14 protein-coding genes are annotated in these 15,932 nt (G+C 64.6%); 8 read left to right on the forward strand and 6 right to left on the reverse strand.

Translation table 11 applies throughout. From position 1 onward, the window contains the following. Window positions 1-104: 104 nt before the first annotated feature. From H8A92_RS14130 to H8A92_RS14145, 4 genes are all read right to left on the reverse strand, one after another. Window positions 105-3,329, reverse strand: coding sequence for an efflux RND transporter permease subunit (locus tag H8A92_RS14130; RefSeq protein ID WP_229196383.1), 3,225 nt, complete (start codon window positions 3,327-3,329; stop codon window positions 105-107). Beyond that, window positions 3,322-4,545, reverse strand: a complete 1,224-nt coding sequence (locus H8A92_RS14135) for an efflux RND transporter periplasmic adaptor subunit (protein WP_229196384.1) — start codon at window positions 4,543-4,545, stop codon at window positions 3,322-3,324. Before H8A92_RS14135 ends, H8A92_RS14130 begins: the two co-directional genes overlap by 8 nt. Window positions 4,546-4,658: 113 nt before the next feature. Continuing rightward, window positions 4,659-5,027: a hypothetical protein gene (locus H8A92_RS14140; protein ID WP_229196385.1), complete on the reverse strand. Its 369-nt coding sequence runs from the start codon at window positions 5,025-5,027 to the stop codon at window positions 4,659-4,661. 74 nt (window positions 5,028-5,101) lie between these two features. Further along, window positions 5,102-5,329: a hypothetical protein gene (locus H8A92_RS14145; RefSeq protein ID WP_229196395.1), complete on the reverse strand. Its 228-nt coding sequence runs from the start codon at window positions 5,327-5,329 to the stop codon at window positions 5,102-5,104. 92 nt (window positions 5,330-5,421) lie between these two features. Here H8A92_RS14145 and H8A92_RS14150 point away from each other — a divergent pair, with 92 nt between their 5' ends. The 5 genes from H8A92_RS14150 to H8A92_RS14170 all read left to right on the forward strand — a co-directional run bounded on the left by H8A92_RS14150 (window position 5,422) and on the right by H8A92_RS14170 (window position 10,374). Then, window positions 5,422-5,916, forward strand: a complete 495-nt coding sequence (locus H8A92_RS14150) for an ArsI/CadI family heavy metal resistance metalloenzyme (RefSeq protein WP_229196386.1) — start codon at window positions 5,422-5,424, stop codon at window positions 5,914-5,916. A gap of 159 nt (window positions 5,917-6,075) precedes the next feature. Then, complete coding sequence (locus tag H8A92_RS14155) at window positions 6,076-6,612, forward strand: hypothetical protein (RefSeq protein ID WP_229196387.1); 537 nt, start codon at window positions 6,076-6,078, stop codon at window positions 6,610-6,612. A gap of 115 nt (window positions 6,613-6,727) precedes the next feature. Further along, window positions 6,728-9,439, forward strand: coding sequence for a bifunctional diguanylate cyclase/phosphodiesterase (locus tag H8A92_RS14160; RefSeq protein ID WP_229196388.1), 2,712 nt, complete (start codon window positions 6,728-6,730; stop codon window positions 9,437-9,439). Window positions 9,440-9,520: 81 nt separating this feature from the next. Continuing rightward, the gene (locus H8A92_RS14165; RefSeq protein ID WP_229196389.1) at window positions 9,521-9,967 is read left to right on the forward strand and encodes a PPC domain-containing DNA-binding protein; all 447 of its coding nucleotides are present in this window, start codon (window positions 9,521-9,523) and stop codon (window positions 9,965-9,967) included. Window positions 9,968-10,077: 110 nt separating this feature from the next. Then, window positions 10,078-10,374 (forward strand): septal ring lytic transglycosylase RlpA family protein, encoded by a 297-nt coding sequence (locus H8A92_RS14170; protein WP_229196390.1) that lies wholly within the window; start codon window positions 10,078-10,080, stop codon window positions 10,372-10,374. Window positions 10,375-10,396: 22 nt separating this feature from the next. On the opposite strand, the gene H8A92_RS14175 is transcribed toward H8A92_RS14170, so the two are convergent. Continuing rightward, window positions 10,397-12,865, reverse strand: coding sequence for a PAS domain-containing hybrid sensor histidine kinase/response regulator (locus H8A92_RS14175; protein ID WP_229196391.1), 2,469 nt, complete (start codon window positions 12,863-12,865; stop codon window positions 10,397-10,399). Window positions 12,866-13,061: 196 nt separating this feature from the next. After that, complete coding sequence (locus tag H8A92_RS14180; RefSeq protein WP_229196392.1) at window positions 13,062-13,841, reverse strand: thermonuclease family protein; 780 nt, start codon at window positions 13,839-13,841, stop codon at window positions 13,062-13,064. Between the two features lie 158 nt (window positions 13,842-13,999). Here H8A92_RS14180 and H8A92_RS14185 point away from each other — a divergent pair, with 158 nt between their 5' ends. The 3 genes from H8A92_RS14185 to H8A92_RS14195 form a co-directional block, all read left to right on the forward strand. After that, a complete protein-coding gene (locus H8A92_RS14185) occupies window positions 14,000-14,146 on the forward strand; it encodes a hypothetical protein (protein ID WP_229196393.1) in 147 nt (48 codons plus the stop codon). Between the two features lie 34 nt (window positions 14,147-14,180). Next, window positions 14,181-14,387 carry a hypothetical protein gene (locus tag H8A92_RS14190; RefSeq protein ID WP_016840474.1) on the forward strand — a complete coding sequence of 69 codons (207 nt, stop codon included), beginning with the start codon at window positions 14,181-14,183 and terminating at the stop codon, window positions 14,385-14,387. Between the two features lie 204 nt (window positions 14,388-14,591). Next, a partial coding sequence (locus tag H8A92_RS14195) for an acetyl-CoA carboxylase biotin carboxylase subunit (protein ID WP_229196394.1) occupies window positions 14,592-15,932 on the forward strand: 1,341 nt, incomplete at its 3' end.

The raw sequence follows: 15,932 nt of genomic DNA on the forward strand, positions 1-15,932 counted from the left end.
CGCCGCTGCCTTCGTTTAGTTTTGCCATATGACAGAAATGTTACAGCGGCTGTTCGGCGCTGCAACTGTCGGATTTTTCCCGCGGACTGCCGGCCGACGAGCCGTCATTCCGCAGGCTGAATCGCGGCTTTCTCACTGCGCGCAGCGCTGCCGGCATGCCCGTACCGTGCATAGAGAGCTGGCAGCACGGCGAGCGTCAGCAGGGTCGCGCTGATCAGGCCGCCGATCACGACGGTCGCGAGCGGCTTCTGCACCTCGGCACCGGTGCCGGTGGCGAATGCCATCGGCACGAAGCCGAGCGAGGCCACCAGCGCGGTCATCACCACGGGCCGGAAGCGGGTGAGGGCGCCTTGCTCGATGGCGTCGCGCATCGGCACGCCTTGCTCGCGCAACTGCCGGACGAAGCTCAGCATCACGAGACCGTTGAGGACCGCGACGCCCGACAGCGCGATGAAGCCGACCGCCGCCGAGATCGAGAACGGCATGCCGCGCAGCCACAGTGCCGCGATGCCGCCGGTGAGCGCCAGCGGCACCGCGCTGAACACCAAGAGCGCATCGCGCACCGAGCCCATCGCCGCCAGCAACAACAGAAAGATCATCGCAAAGCAAGCCGGCACCACGACGGCAAGGCGCCGGCGCGCGGCCGCGAGATTCTCGGACTGTCCGCCCCAGGTCATCCAGTAGCCGGGCGGCAGCTGTACCGATTGCGCGACTTTCGTCTGTGCTTCCTCGACCACCGAGCCGAGGTCGCGGCCGCGGACATTGGCGGTCACCACGATGCGGCGCTTGCCGTTCTCGCGGCTGATCTGGTTCGGACCTTCGGTGAAGGAGAATTGGGCGACGCGGTTGAGCGGCAGGCTCTGCACCGGCGAGCTCGGCGTCGCCTTCGGCAACGCGACGGGCAGGTTGCTCAACGCCTCGAGATCGGAGCGCACGCTCTCCGGCAAGCGCACCACGATGTCGAAGCTCCGATCGCCCTCGTATACGACGCCGGCATCCTGGCCGCCGACCGCGGCACCGATCACGTCCTGGACCGCGGAGACGCTCAAGCCGCGACGGGCAATCGCCGCCTTGTCGACCTTGATCTCGAGCACAGGGAGACCGCCGGCCTGTTCGACCTTGACGTCGGTCGCACCCCGCACGCTGCGCAGCGCGGCGGCGACCTGGTTGGCGGCCTTCTGCATCGGTTCGAACTCGTCGCCGAACACCTTGACCGCGATGTCGCCGCGAACGCCGGCGAGCAGTTCGTTGAAGCGCATCTGGATCGGCTGGGTGAATTCATAGACGTTGCCGGGTAGCCGGCCGACCGCTTTCGAGATGTCCTCGATCAACTGCTCCTTGGTCAGGGATGGATCCGGCCACTGCTCGCGCGGCTTCAGGATGATGAAGGTGTCGGATGCGTTCGGTGGCATCGGGTCGCTCGCCACCTCCGCGGTGCCGGTCTTGGAGAAGACGAACGACACCTGCGGGAAGCGGCTGACGGCCTTCTCGACCGAGAGCTGCATCGCCTGCGACTGCGACAGCGCCGTGCTCGGAATCCTGAGCGCGTGCATGGCGATGTTCTTCTCGTCGAGCGAGGGGATGAACTCCTGGCCGAGACGAAAGAAGCCGAACAGCGCGGTCGCGAACAGCACGACTGCCACCGCGATAACGGGAACAGGCGTTGCCATCGCGCGCCCGAGCAGCGGGCTGTACCAGCGCTTCAGTGCGGCCACGAGCCAGTTTTCGTTCTCCTGCACGCGGCCGGTGATGCCGATCGCGATCAGCGCGGGCACCAGCGTCAGCGACAGCACGAAGGCGGCGGCGAGCGCGAGGATCACGGTCAGCGCCATCGGCTCGAACATCTTGCCTTCGACGCCGGTGAAGGTGAGCAGCGGCACATAGACCAGCAGGATGATGGCCTGGCCGTAGAGGCTCGGTTGCACCATTTCAACGGCGGACGCCCGCACCGTCGCCAGCCGCTCGTCGCGCGTCAGCACGCGGCCAAGCGCGTGCTGCTTCTCGGCGAGATGCCGCAGGCTGTTCTCGGTGATGATGACGGCGCCGTCGACGATCAGGCCGAAATCCAGTGCGCCGAGGCTCATCAGGTTGGCGCTGATGCGGCCCTGCCACATGCCGATCGCCGTCATCAGCATGGCGATCGGGATCACCAGCGCCGTGATGAACGCCGCCCGGAAATTGCCGAGCAGCACGAACAACACGGCGATCACGAGCAGTGCGCCTTCAGAGAGGTTGCGCGCCACGGTGCCGATCGTCGCATCGACCAGCTGGGTGCGGTCCAGCACCGTCTCGACCTTGACGCCCGCCGGCAGGGACGGCGTGATCGCACGCAGCTTGGCGTCGACTGCGGCCGACACCGTGCGGCTGTTGGCGCCGATCAGCATCAGCGCGGTGCCGACCACGACCTCGCGGCCGTTCTCGCTGGCACTGCCGGTGCGGGTTTCGCCACCGATCGAGAGCGTGGCGAGGTCACGGATCCGGACCGGGACGCCGCCGCGGGTGGTGACGACGACGGCGCCGAGCTCCTCGATGTTCTCGAGCCGGCCGCCGGAGCGCACCACGAATCCTTCACCGTTGCGCTCGATATAGCGCGCGCCGCGGCTGACATTGTTGCCTTCGATCGCCTTGGCGACATCGGCGAAGGTGAGACCGAGCGCGATCAGCTTCGCCGCGTCGGGATGGACCTGGTATTGCTTGAGGTAGCCGCCGATCGAATCGACGCCGGCGACACCCGGCACCATCTTGATCTGCGGCTTGATGATCCAGTCCTGCACCGTGCGCAGATAGGCGTCTTTCTCGACCTCGCTTTGCAGCACCTGGCCGTCGGCCGTGAGGAAGCGGCCGTCGCTTTGCAAGCCGGGCGCGCCGTCGGTCTGCACCTTCTCGCCGGAGTAATGGACGGTCCACATGTAGATTTCGCCAAGCCCGGTCGAGGTCGGCCCGATCCGCGGCTCGATACCTTGTGGCAGGCGGGCGCGGACTTCGGTCAGACGCTCGCCGACCTGCTGGCGGGCGAAATAGATGTCGGTGGCTTCGCTGAACACTGCCGTGATCTGCGAGAAGCCGTTGCGGGAGAGCGAGCGCGTGCTCTCCAGCCCCGGTGCTCCGGCGAGCGCGGTTTCGATCGGGAAGGTGATCTGCTTCTCAATCTCCGCCGGCGACAGCGCCGGGGCCACCGTGTTGATCTGCACCTGCTTGTTGGTGATGTCGGGCACGGCGTCGATCGGCAGCCTGGTCAGCGCGAGGCCGCCGATGAACGTCAGGACCGCCGCCAGGGTGACGACGACCCAGCGCCGCTGGATCGCAAGACCGATGATGCGCTCAATCATGGCCGTGCTCCACTTCGTCCTTCTCGACCTCGGCCTTCAGCGTGAAGGTGTTTTGCACCGCGATGGTCTCACCGGCGGCGAGGCCCGCGACAATTTCGATATCGTCGTCGTCCTCGCGGCCGGTCCGCACGGACCGCGCCTCGAAGCCGTCGGCATCACGCACGAACACGGTCGGTGTTCCCTTGATCGTCTGAATGGCCTTCTTCGGGACCATCACGGTCGATGGCGCGCCCGACAGTGGGACTTCCGCAGTGACGAAGGTGCCCGGCTTCCAGCGGTGGTCCTTGTTGGGCATGGTCGCGATCACGCGGGCGTTGCGGGTCTCGCGGTCGAGCAGGGGGCTGACGAAGATCACGCCGGCGCTCGCTTCATCCTCGGTGCCGATGGCACGGATCTTGACCGAAACGCCTTCGCGCACCGCGCTGATGTCTTCCGGCGAAACTGCCAGATCGACCCAGATGTCGTCGAGATTGACGATGACGTAGAGCTCGCTTTCCTGGCCTTCGCGCCCGATCAACCCGCCGAGATCGACGCGCCGTTCGGACACCCGGCCGCTGATCGGCGCGCGCAGGAACTGCGTCCGCAGGCTTTCCGGCGGCTGGTTCGGCAGGTCGGCGATTTCGCCGTCCGACAGACCGAGCGCAAACAGCTTCTGCCGCGCGCCGTCGAGCTTGATCTGGGCGTCGTTCGCGCTCAGCCGCGTTCGCAGGAACTCGTTTTCCGAGACGATGCGGGTCTCGACCAGCGTCTTCTGTCTGGCATAGAGAGTCTGCTGCAGATCGTTGGTGAGCCGCGCTGCGAGGTATTCGCTCTTGGCGTCGGCGACCTCACGGCTTTCGATCGCTGCGACGATCTCGCCCTTCTCGACGACGTCGCCGAGACGCTTGCGCAGTTCGGTGACCGTCGCGAGCACGCGCACCGAGACGCGGCCGATATGGTCGGCGTCGGGGATCAGCGATCCCGGCGCGAGGAAGTGCCGCTTCAGCATGCCGCCGCCGGCTTGCGCGAACGTGATGCCGGCTTCCCGAAGCTGGTCTTCGCTCAGCTCGATATGGCCGGGGGCCTCATGCTTGGCCTCGGCCTTCGGTGGATTCCCGGACGCGGTCTCAAGCGTCGTGGCCGGGAACTTGACCGGCCAGCCGATGCCTCCGGCTGCCAGGAACACCAGTGCAATGCCGGCGGTCACGCCCGCGAAAAATAGAACAACCCGTTTCATATACGCCTCTCCGCAGCGCATGCCGTAGGCCGTGCGCTGTTGCGACATCAATCTGTGCGGAAGCGTGCGCGCTGCCCAATGGCAGCGGCACACAGCCGGTCATATCGACCGGATCAGGCGCGGGGTGGTTTGAACGGAGAAAGGCGATCGGCCGACGCGGGCAGCTCAACGCTGCCGTCGCCATAGCGATGCGGCGCATAGGCGATGGGGAACGCGGTCTCCTGCGGGGCGACCGAGACGACGTGCGTCAGGCAGTGATCACCATGCAGCGAGATCGGATGCGCGGGTGCCTTGCCGCCGGTGTCATTGATCGACTGAGCGATCGAGAGAGAGGGAGCTGCATCGTCATCGCTGTCGGAGGTCCAGCCGTGGAAGAACGACAGCACCAGTGCAAGCGAAATCAGTCCCGCAAGCAGGCTGCGCCAGCGGCGCGGTCCCGTTGCGTGAGAGGAAGACTGAATCATGGTGCGCGAAGCGTCCATGGGCCCTCATTAGCGCCACGACCGCGCGCATTCAAGCTCGTCGCCGCGACAGATTAGCCGTGGATACTATAACGTTACACGCGTTCTGCGGTTCGGCGCGCCAGCCATCGGCGCGCTGCGACCACGGCCCAGATCGCTTCGACGACGCCGAACGGCCAGGCGCCCTGCAGGAAACCGTAGGCCGAGCCGAGCGCGCACGAGACCGCGAAGGCCAGGATGAACCAGGGGCTGCGATCTTCGGCCGCGTAGCAGACGAGCATCATGGTCACGGCGAACAAACCGAACAGCGTAAGTGCGTCCATCGCGTGGTAGAACCTCGTCACATCGATGTTGATATCTGAGCATGCTTGGGATGGAATATCCATCGAGCGTCGTCGCCTGAAAGGATTGCCTCATGAAGCGCATGCATCTTCACGTCGCCGTCAAGGACATTCCGCAATCGGTAGGCTTCTACTCGGCGCTGTTCGGGGCAGAGCCTTCGGTCGTGAAATCCGACTATGCCAAATGGATGCTCGACGATCCCCGCGTCAACTTCGCGATCTCGACCCGCGGCCGGGAGCCGGGCCTCGATCATCTCGGCATTCAGGTGGACAGCGCCGAAGAGCTCGGCGAGGTCTATGATCGGCTGCGCAAGGCAGGCGGCGAGGTGATCGAGCAGGGCCAGACGGTGTGCTGCTATGCCAAGTCGGAGAAGTCGTGGATCGACGATCCCGCAGGGATTGCGTGGGAGACGTTCCATACGACGGGTGAGAGCATCGTCTATGGCGACGGCAGCGGCGAGCGTACCGCGCGCGTCGCGCACGAAAAGCAGGACGGCAAGCAAAGCGCGTGTTGCGCGCCGCAGCCGCAGGCGGAACCAGCCGAGGCTTCGGCTTGCTGCCGACCGTGAACCCGGGCAGCCGCGCATATAAATGCGAGGGAGCCGAAGTTCTTGTAGCCCGGGCAGCCGTCATGCCGCCGCAACCGGCTACCGCTGTAAGCAAAGGCTTAATGCCTGCGACATATTATCTCAGCGACGACTCCCCTCCGTGCTAACAGCCCCTTAACCATGCGGCTTCTGCCACTCAAGGATCCTGAGCGGTCCTGGCGTCATATCAAGGCACAATGGAAGAAGGACGCTGAAGGCGTCGGCGAGGATATTGCCACCTTCGGCGGCATCGGTGCCTTCGAAGCCCTGACCGCCAGGGAAGGTGACAGCCAAGGGCTGTATCACCTGACTGACGGAGAACGGGTTCATGCGGTCTGCCAGGTCAGGCGTCTCCTGATGAGCCGATATTCGGCGCCGGCCCTCAGCGCGCGTTTCGTCAATGTGTCTCCGATTTACGATCTCGGCGTCGCCGACACCGGCGATTACGCGCAAATGCTTCTGGCGCTGTTCTCCGGCGTCGTCTGGCTGTCGCGTGATGCGCTGTCGGCCAATCACATCCGGTTTCTCCTGAAGTCTCCGGGCGACTCGCAATTCTTTGCTGCGCTCAAGGCCGTGACGCCGTTCTCGCCGTTCTCGAAATTCACCATCGATGGCGCGTTGATCGAGTGCAGTCTGAAGGAAGCGACCGCGGCGGCGCCGGCTAAGGTCGCCTCCTGACGATTTTCGTGCGCGCCTCGTTCGGGTATGCGTTCAACTTAACCCCCCGATAACTGATTTTCCTAACGACCCCTTGGGTTGTGTTCCCGTAGAAGGCACCCACAGGGGCAGGAAAATGTCGGTTGTCTCAACGATCAGTCTGATGCCGGAACACCGGCGGCTGTCGATCAAAGGTATGTTGCGCGTCACCAGGATGGGCGCCATTCAGTGGCTCGTCCTGAGCGCCGCGCTGCTGGTGCTCGCCATCACGCTTGGCACCGGCTATCTCGCGCTGCAGTTTCGTGAACGCGCGTTGGAGATGTCCGAACGGGAGCTCAATAACACCGCGCTGCTGCTGTCGCGGCATTTCGACCAGCAGCTCAGTGACCTCCAGCATGTCCACGACGATATCTTGAATTATCTGCGATCGGAGCAGGTCGAGACTGCCGATCAGTTCGAAAAGAACATGTCGCTCCTGAGCGCGCACGAGATGCTGCGCAGGCGGCTGGCGGCACTGCCGCATGTCGGCGGCCTTAATCTGTTCAACGCCAAGGGATGGCTGATCAACTCGTCCGAGATGTGGCCGGTGCCTGACGTCAGCATCGCGGACCGGCGCTACTTCCAGGAGTTCACGTCGGGGCGGCCGACATCGCCCGTCATCGTCGAGCCGGCGATGAGCAAGGTGACCGGCAACTGGACCACGGTCTTTGCCCGCAAGATCACCGGGCGCAACGGCGAGATCATCGGCTTTGCGAGCCGCGGCGTCGAGCCCAGCCATTTCGAGGATTTCGTGGCCTCCCTGGCGCTGAACGGTGACACCGTGATTTCGATGATCCACCGTGATGGCACGATCATCGTGCGCTATCCGCAGGATGCGAGCGTGGTCGGCAGCAACATCACCGACCAGTCGCTGTTCCGGAAGATCATCGGCCTCGGCGGCAACACGTCCGGGCGGTTCATCGGCGCCGGCGGCGAGGAAAATGTCGGCGCGGTCAGGTCGCTGTCGCACTTTCCGATCCTGATCCTCGCCACCACGAAGACCTCCAGCGCGCTGGAGGACTGGCGCGCCCAGACCAAGCTGCAATTCTGCGCCGCGGTGCTCGCGGTGCTGATCGTCGTCATGACGATCTTCCTGATCGTCCGCCAGTTGCAGAGGCAGCACGATGCGGCGCAGCGCCGGCTGTCCGAGAAGAGCCAGCACCTCGACACCGCCATCAACACCATGACGCAGGGGCTGCTGCTGTTCGACGCCTCGGCGCGGCTCGTGATCTGCAATCAGCAATATATCGACATGTTCGCCCTGTCGCCCGACATCGTCAAACCCGGATGTCATCTGCGCGACCTGATCCTGCATCGTCAGGCGCTCGGCTCGTTCGTCGGCGATGTCGATGACTACTGCGTCCGCTTCACCGATCCCAGGGGTGACCAGGTCCGGGACTCGTTGATCCTGACGCCCGACGGCCGCAGCATCCGCCTGATCTACAAGCGCGCGCCGGACGGCGGCTGGGCCACGACGCTCGAGGACGTCACCGACGGGCGGCGGGCACAGGCACGGATCGAGTATCTTGCGCATTACGATGCCCTGACCAATCTGCCGAACCGGACGCTGTTCCAGCGCCACGCGGAAGAGCTGTTGCGCGAAGCCGTCGTCCGCGAGTTCGCGATCCACTATATCGATATCGACGAGTTCAAGCGGATCAACGACACGCTCGGCCATCCGATCGGCGACGAATTCCTGCGCCGCGTGGCCGAGAAGCTGCGGCAGTCGGTCGGATCGAACGACTTCATCGCCCGCCTCGGCGGCGACGAGTTCGCGATCGTCCAGCACGACGTCACCTCGGACGACGACGTCAGCGATCTTGTGGCGCGCGTCTATCAGTCGTTGCGCACGCCGTTCGACTGCCTCGGCCATTGGTTGTCGAGCGATGCCAGCATCGGCATTGCGATCGCCCCGCGCCACGGGGCCGACCTGTTCGGCCTGTTGAAATGCGCCGACCTCGCGATGTACGCGGCAAAGGCCGCCGGCCGCAGGACCTATCGCTTCTTCGACCCCGCGATGGAGAAGCAGGCGAACCTGCGCCGCGCGCTGGAGGCCGATCTGCGAAGCGCGTTGGCCGAGGGCCGTTTCGAATTGCACTATCAGCCGCTGGTCGATTTACGCAGCGACGAGGTGACCGGCTGCGAGGCGCTGCTGCGCTGGCGGCATCCGGTGCGCGGGATGATCTCACCGGCGGAGTTCGTACCGGTTGCCGAGGAAACCGGGTTGATCGAGGAGATCGGGCAGTGGGTGTTGCGCACCGCCTGTATCGAGGCGGCGACCTGGCCGGCGCATGTGCGCCTTGCGGTCAACGTCTCCCCGATCCAGTTCAAGTCGGAGACGCTGGCGCTGAAGGTTGCGAATGCGCTTGCCGAGAGCGGGCTCGACCCGCGCAGGCTCGAGCTCGAGATCACCGAAGCCGTGCTGATCGCCGATGACGATGCGGCACTGGTCACGCTCGGCCAGCTGCGCGAACTCGGCGTCCACATCGCGCTCGACGATTTCGGCACCGGCTACTCGTCGCTGCAATATCTGCAACGCTTCCCGTTCGACAAGATCAAGATCGACCGCAGCTTCGTCAAGGAAGTGACCCGAAACTCGGGCTCGGCCTCGATCATCCGCGCGGTGGTCTCGATCGCCGCCGACCGCAACATGATCACGACCGCGGAAGGCGTCGAGACCGATCAGCAGCGCGACACCGTGCAGATGCTCGGCTGCACGCAGATGCAGGGCTACTTGTTCAGCAAGCCGGTTCCTGCGCAGGATGTCCGGACACTGCTCGCGGCCGATGGCGTCGAGGACGCCGCCTGAGCGCTCACTGGTCCGGCCCGTCAGGAACAATCCGCAGCGCCCCCGATTGAGAGCGAAAGCTCCCGAGATGTGAGGCGGTCCATGAAGAGCAAGCTCGTATCCGATGCGCCCAGCGCGCAGGTTCACGTCGTCGTGCTGGATAGCGGCGAGGAGGCCTTCGGCGCGCTGACGAAGTTCGCCAATGATGCGGGGCTGACGGCGGCATCGCTCACCGCGATCGGCGCGTTCGAGCGCGCGACGGTCGGCTGGTTCGATTTTGCGTCGAAGAGCTACCGCAAGATCGAGATCGACGAGCAGTGCGAGGTGTTGTGCGCTATCGGCGATATCGCAGTCGGCGACGACGGCAAGGCCAGCCTGCATGTCCATATCGTGCTCGGGCTGTCTGACGGCTCGACGCGCGGTGGCCATCTGCTTGCCGGCATCGTACGTCCGACACTGGAGGTTGTGGTGACGGAAGCGCCAACCAATCTGCGCCGCCGGAGGCGGCCCGAGCTCGGGATTGCCCTGATCGACCCGGTTGGCGGTTAACGCGGCTCATCCTGCCGAAAAGTTCCAAAAAATCGACCTGAAATGCGAAGGACGCGGAACCCAAATCGTGGAACCGCGTTCCCTTGCGGGGCTCGACCGGCAGGCGATCAATGAAAACCGCAGTCACGTCCGCGGCCATGCTGCTGTTTGCCTCGTCCATGGCAAACGCAGAGAGTGGCCTTGCGTCCTACTATCACGGCATCGGCAAGCGCGGCGAGATGACCTGCGCGCATCGCAGGCGGCCATTCGGCAGCATGATCACGGTGTCTTATCACGGCAAGTCGATCCAGTGCCGAGTCAACGACCGCGGCCCGTTCATTCGCGGACGGGTCATCGACGTCTCGACCACGGCGGCCCGGGCACTCGGCATCCTGCAGCTCGGCGTCGCGCATGTGGTGATCGAGTAGGGCGCAGCGGACGCGGGCGCTGTCAGGACTTGGAAGCGGTCGCCCGCTGCTCGGCGATCGCCTTGCGCAGCGTGCGCGACAGCGCCTCGACCGAATAGGGCTTCTGGATCAGCTCGAAGCCGCTATGTGCGTTCTCGGCGAGCACGTTGCTGTAGCCGCTGGTCAGCACCACCGGCAGCCCGGGAAACCGATCGCGGATCACCCCGGCAAGCTCGACCCCGTTCATGCCGGGCATGATCACGTCGGAGAACACGAGGTCGGCGGCGAACTCGTTCTCGGAGAGGATCGAGAGTGCAGCATTGGCATTGGCCGCGCGCTTGACCGAGTAGCCGAGATCCTCGAGCAGTTCGGTGGAGAACTGGCCGACGTCGTCATTGTCCTCCACCACGAGGACGCGATAGCCGCGGCCGATCGAGGTTTGCTCGGTGCCCGCGTTGGTCGCGATCTTGATATCTGCAGGACGCATCGCCTGCGGCAGATAGATGGTGAATGTCGCGCCGTGCCCGGGCGTAGAGGTGACCTCGATGTCGCCGTCGGATTGCTTGACGAAGCCGAAGGCCTGGCTCAATCCGAGGCCGGTGCCCTTGCCGACCTCCTTGGTCGTGAAGAACGGTTCGAAGATCGCGTCGAGATTTTCCGGCGAGATACCGGTGCCGGTATCCTGGATCGACACGGTCACGAAATCGCCGCTGCGCGAGGCCTGGGCGCGCAGGGCGGGGATGTGCTTGACCTTCCTGACGCCGATCGTCAGCAGGCCTTCGCCGTTCATGGCATCGCGGCCGTTGACCGCGAGATTGATCATTGCCGTCTCGAACTGGCCGATATCGGCGATCGCGAAACAGTCGGGATCCTCGATCCTGACCTCGATGTGAATCCGTGCGCCGACCAGCGGCCGGATCAGCTGCGTGACGCTGTCGACCTGCGTCCCGACATTGAACACTTCGGGATTGAGCGGTTGCCGGCGCGCAAATGCCAACAATTGCGCGGTGAGCTTGGAGGCCCGCTCAACGGTCTCCGAGATCGCGTCGATGTAGCGACGGCGGCGTTCGTCCGGCAGCTCGCGGCGGCGCAGGAAGTCGGTCGCGGAGCGAATGATGGTGAGCAGATTGTTGAAGTCATGCGCGACGCCGCCGGTGAGCTGGCCGACCGCTTCCATCTTCTGCGATTGCCGCAGCGCTTCCTCGCCGCGGCGCCGTTCGGTGATGTCGACGGCCTCCGGCACCGCGCCGACGATGGTGCCGTGCTGATCCTGCAGCGGCCGCATCGCGAAGTCGAAATAGCGCTCGCCGATCGGCAGCTGCAGTTGCAGCTCGATCTTGACCTCTTCGCCACGCATGGCAGTCGTAAAGGCATTCTGGATCACGCGCGGCATGCCGTCGGTCGCGGCGAACCACGGCGTGTCCCAGAACGGCTTGCCGACGACATCGGCGGCATCGGCGCGAATCCCGGCCAGCGCGGTCTGGTTGGTGTAGAGCAGGTCGCCGTCGCGGTTGAGCAGCATCTGATATTGATGGCTGGTTTCCAGGATCGCGCGGGTCTGGGCTTCGCGGGATTCGAGTTGCGCGGTGCGCTCCAGGATGCGCCGTTCCAGCGACTCGTTGAGCTTGCGCAGCTCGATCTCGGCTTCCTTGGCGGCTGTGATGTCATGGGCGACGCCGATGAAGCCGATATGCTTGCCGTTCGGATCCCAGCGCGGCTGCGACTCCGAACGCAGCCAGCGCCAGTCGCCGGTCGCGTTGCGATAGCGCGCCTCGAGCACGAACGGCTTCAGCGAGAGCTCGCCGGTGATCTGCTCCTGCAAGATGTTCGGCAGGTCGTCCGGATGCAGCGCCTTGCGCCAGTCGAACACGACCGCTTCTTCGAACGGCAGCCCGAGGAAGTCGAGATAGGCCTGGTTGGCGAACGAGCGGGTGCGGTCGAGCTTGGTCACCCAGATCGGCACCGGCGCGCTGTCCGCGATCAGGCGGAAGCGCTCCTCGCTCTCGCGCAGGGTTTCCTGCGCCAGCATCTGATCGGTGACGTCGAGATCGGCGCCGATCAGCCGCAGCGCGCGGCCGTTGCGATCGCGGTCGATCTTGGCGACGACGCGAATCCAGCGGCTCTCGCCGTCGTTCGGGCGGATGATGCGGTATTCGGCCGTGTAATCCTCGCCGCCTGCCTTGAGCACGGCGAACAGGTGCTGGATCGTTCGCTCGCGATCATCGGGATGGATGCGCGCGACCCAGTTCTCATAGGTCTCGTTGACCTCTTCGGGCGGCAGGCCGTGGACCAGCAGATATTCGGGAGAGCGGCGGTTGCGCACGCCGTCGCGGAAGTCGATCTCGAGCCCGCCGACCCGCGCGATGCGCTGGATTCGCGCCAGCTCGGCCTCGCGCTCCTGGAGTTCGCGATGGGCGCGATCGCGTTCGCGCGCGATCTCCTCAAGGTGCTGCCGCAGCCGTTCGGCTGCCGCAGCTTCGGGAAGCACATCAGAGGGATCGGGAGGGGTCATATGCGCCGGCAACCTCTAGGCGCAGTGTCACACAGGACGGGGCGGCTTTGCCAGTGTGATTTGTTGCGATCAATTGCCTCCGTCATTCCGGGGCGATGCGAAGCGTCGAACCCGGAATCTCGAGATTCCCCAATGCGCAATCGCGCATCTGAGGTTCGCTTCGCGCCCCGGAATGACGATGCAATCCGCTTGCCCGTCACTTGTTCTTGGGCGAACGGCAATTATACGCCCGGCGGAACCCGGCGGCCTGTGCATCCTCCTCGGAGCAGAACCAGCGATCCGGGTTGCCGAGGCCCGGGTAGCTGCGGCACGCCTGCAAATGATAGATGCCGACATTGCCAGTGACGCGGGCGCGTACGGCGTACTTGCCCTTGATGTTGCAGCTTGCCGGCATCGGCAGGTCGCCGGGAAAGAGTGCATCGCGGATCTGCGTGTCGCGGTCGGCCGGGCAGGCGTTGCCGAGCAGCGCGCCATCCTTCTTGGCGTTGCGAAAATCGCCCGGCGCAACGAAGCAGCCTTTCCACAACCCGGCACGGCTGTCCTTGGCGGTGGCCTCATCCGGCTTGAATCGGCCAGTGGCCGATCCCTCGACATTGAGGGCGTAACCCTTCTGGACCAGCACCTGGCTGAGGCTGGTCGGGTCACCCTCGATCTTGCAGACGCCGAGGCGGCGCTTCTTGAAGGTCGGATCGACGCCGATATCGTCGCAGTGAATTGGCTTGCCGCCGATCAGCTTGATCAGCTGGTCGCGCGCTTCGATCCCGCAGGTCCAGACGTCGGCATGCTCGTCAATACAGAGCTGGTCGACCGCCGGCGCGTCGATGCCGTCGAGCCGATAGGTCGTGTTGCCGAGCTGAACGGTGCCGGCGTCCTTGATGACCGCCGTGGCGGAGGGGCCAGCGGTCGCAGACAGGACAGGGCTCGCAAACAGGCATGTCAGGAGAAGCGTCGTGATGACGGGATTTCGAAACCGCATTTTCTCACTTCAGATATTTGGCGGGCAGCCGGACTTCTAGCACAGGCAGGTACGATCCAACCAACGACTGTTCGCGAGAGGTGTGTGCGCGCAGTCACATCCCAATCGGCATTCCGCGGCGTAGAACGGCCGGACATTGCCATTGAAGGGACGCAAGCATGGCTGAGTTCATCGTCAACATCCTCGTCGAGGTCGTCACCGGCATCTGGACTCTGCAATGCCTGGCGCGCTGGCGGCGGAATAAAAGGCGGCGCGGGAGATGGTGTCCGATCAAAGATCCGATTGACTCGATGAGAACAAAATAGGAACATGAAGCGCCACCTGAATCCCGGATACATCATGATGTCTGCACGGCCCGAATCTGACGACGATGACGGGCTGGAAGCGGCTGTCGATCAGGCGATTTCCGCCTGTGGTGGGAATCTACGCGCAACCATCCGGGCGCTGATCGTGGCCAATGAATTTCTGGAGAATGAGGTCAGCGAGCTGATGAAGGCCGTTGCGAAGGCCCATTCCCGCGGCCGCTTCAAGACCTATTCGGGCTGAAATCTCCCTCGGCTACCGCCAAGGACTGACCGAGCATTGGCCAGGCACGGGGCAGGGTCTGCATTCAACCGTTGCCTCCGGGGCAATTTGCTGTACCAACGGAGTGGCCCGTGCCGGATTGCGCGGGGAGGAATCCTGCCAAAAGCCCAAATCCAAGAAGCCAAGTCCAAGAAGCCAAGTCCAAGAAGCCCAAGCAAGAAGAGCATGTTCAAACGAATCCTGATCGCCAACCGCGGCGAGATCGCCTGCCGGGTCATCAAGACTGCGCGCCGTATGGGGATTGAGACGGTTGCCGTCTATTCCGAGGCCGACCGCGACGCGCTGCATGTCGAGATGGCCGACGATGCCGTGCTGATCGGCCCGCCCGCCGCGGCCGAGAGCTATCTTCTGATCGACAAGATCGTCGAGGCCTGCCGCAAGACCGGCGCGCAGGCGGTGCATCCCGGCTATGGCTTCCTGTCCGAGCGCGAGGCGTTTCCGCGCGCGCTGGAGGCGGCCGGCATCGTCTTCATCGGTCCCAACCCCGGCGCGATCGCGGCGATGGGCGACAAGATCGAATCCAAGAAGGCGGCTGCGAAGGCCAAGGTCTCGACCGTGCCCGGTCATCTCGGCGTCATCGAGGACGACAAGCACGCTGTCCAGATCGCCGACGAGATCGGTTATCCCGTGATGATCAAGGCCTCCGCCGGCGGTGGCGGCAAGGGCATGCGCATCGCGCATTCGAAGGGAGAGGTGGCCGAAGGCTTCAACCTCGCCAAGGCCGAGGCGAAGTCGTCGTTCGGAGACGACCGCGTCTTCATCGAGAAGTTCATCGTCGATCCCCGGCACATCGAGATCCAGATCCTCGGCGACAAGCACGGCAACGTGATCTATCTCGGCGAGCGCGAGTGCTCGATCCAGCGCCGCAACCAGAAGGTCATCGAGGAGGCGCCGTCGCCGCTGCTCGACGAGCAGACCCGCCGCAAGATGGGCGAGCAGGCGGTCGCGCTGGCCAAGGCGGTGAATTACGATTCCGCCGGCACCGTCGAATTCGTCGCCGGCCAGGACAAGAGCTTCTACTTCCTGGAGATGAACACCCGCCTGCAGGTCGAGCATCCCGTCACCGAGCTGATCACCGGCATCGACCTCGTCGAGCAGATGATCCGGGTCGCGGCCGGCGAGAAGCTCAGCCTCGCGCAGAAGGACGTGACCCTGACCGGCTGGGCGGTGGAATCGCGCGTCTATGCCGAGGATCCGTTCCGCAACTTCCTGCCGTCGATCGGGCGTCTGGTGAAGTATCGTCCGCCGGCCGAGGCCAGTCATGACGGCGTCACCATCCGCAACGACACCGGCGTGCAGGAGGGCGGCGAGATCTCGATCCATTACGATCCGATGATCGCCAAGCTCGTCACCCACGCGCCGTCGCGCGCCGCCGCGATCGAGGCGCAGGCGACTGCGCTCGACGCCTTCTATGTCGACGGCATCAGGCACAACATTCCGTTCCTGTCGGCATTGATGAACCATCCACGCTGGCGCGAGGGCCGGCTCTCGACCGGCTTCATCGCC

It is taken from the genome of Bradyrhizobium acaciae, from assembly GCF_020889785.1.
GTDB classification, from domain to species: domain Bacteria; phylum Pseudomonadota; class Alphaproteobacteria; order Rhizobiales; family Xanthobacteraceae; genus Bradyrhizobium; species Bradyrhizobium acaciae.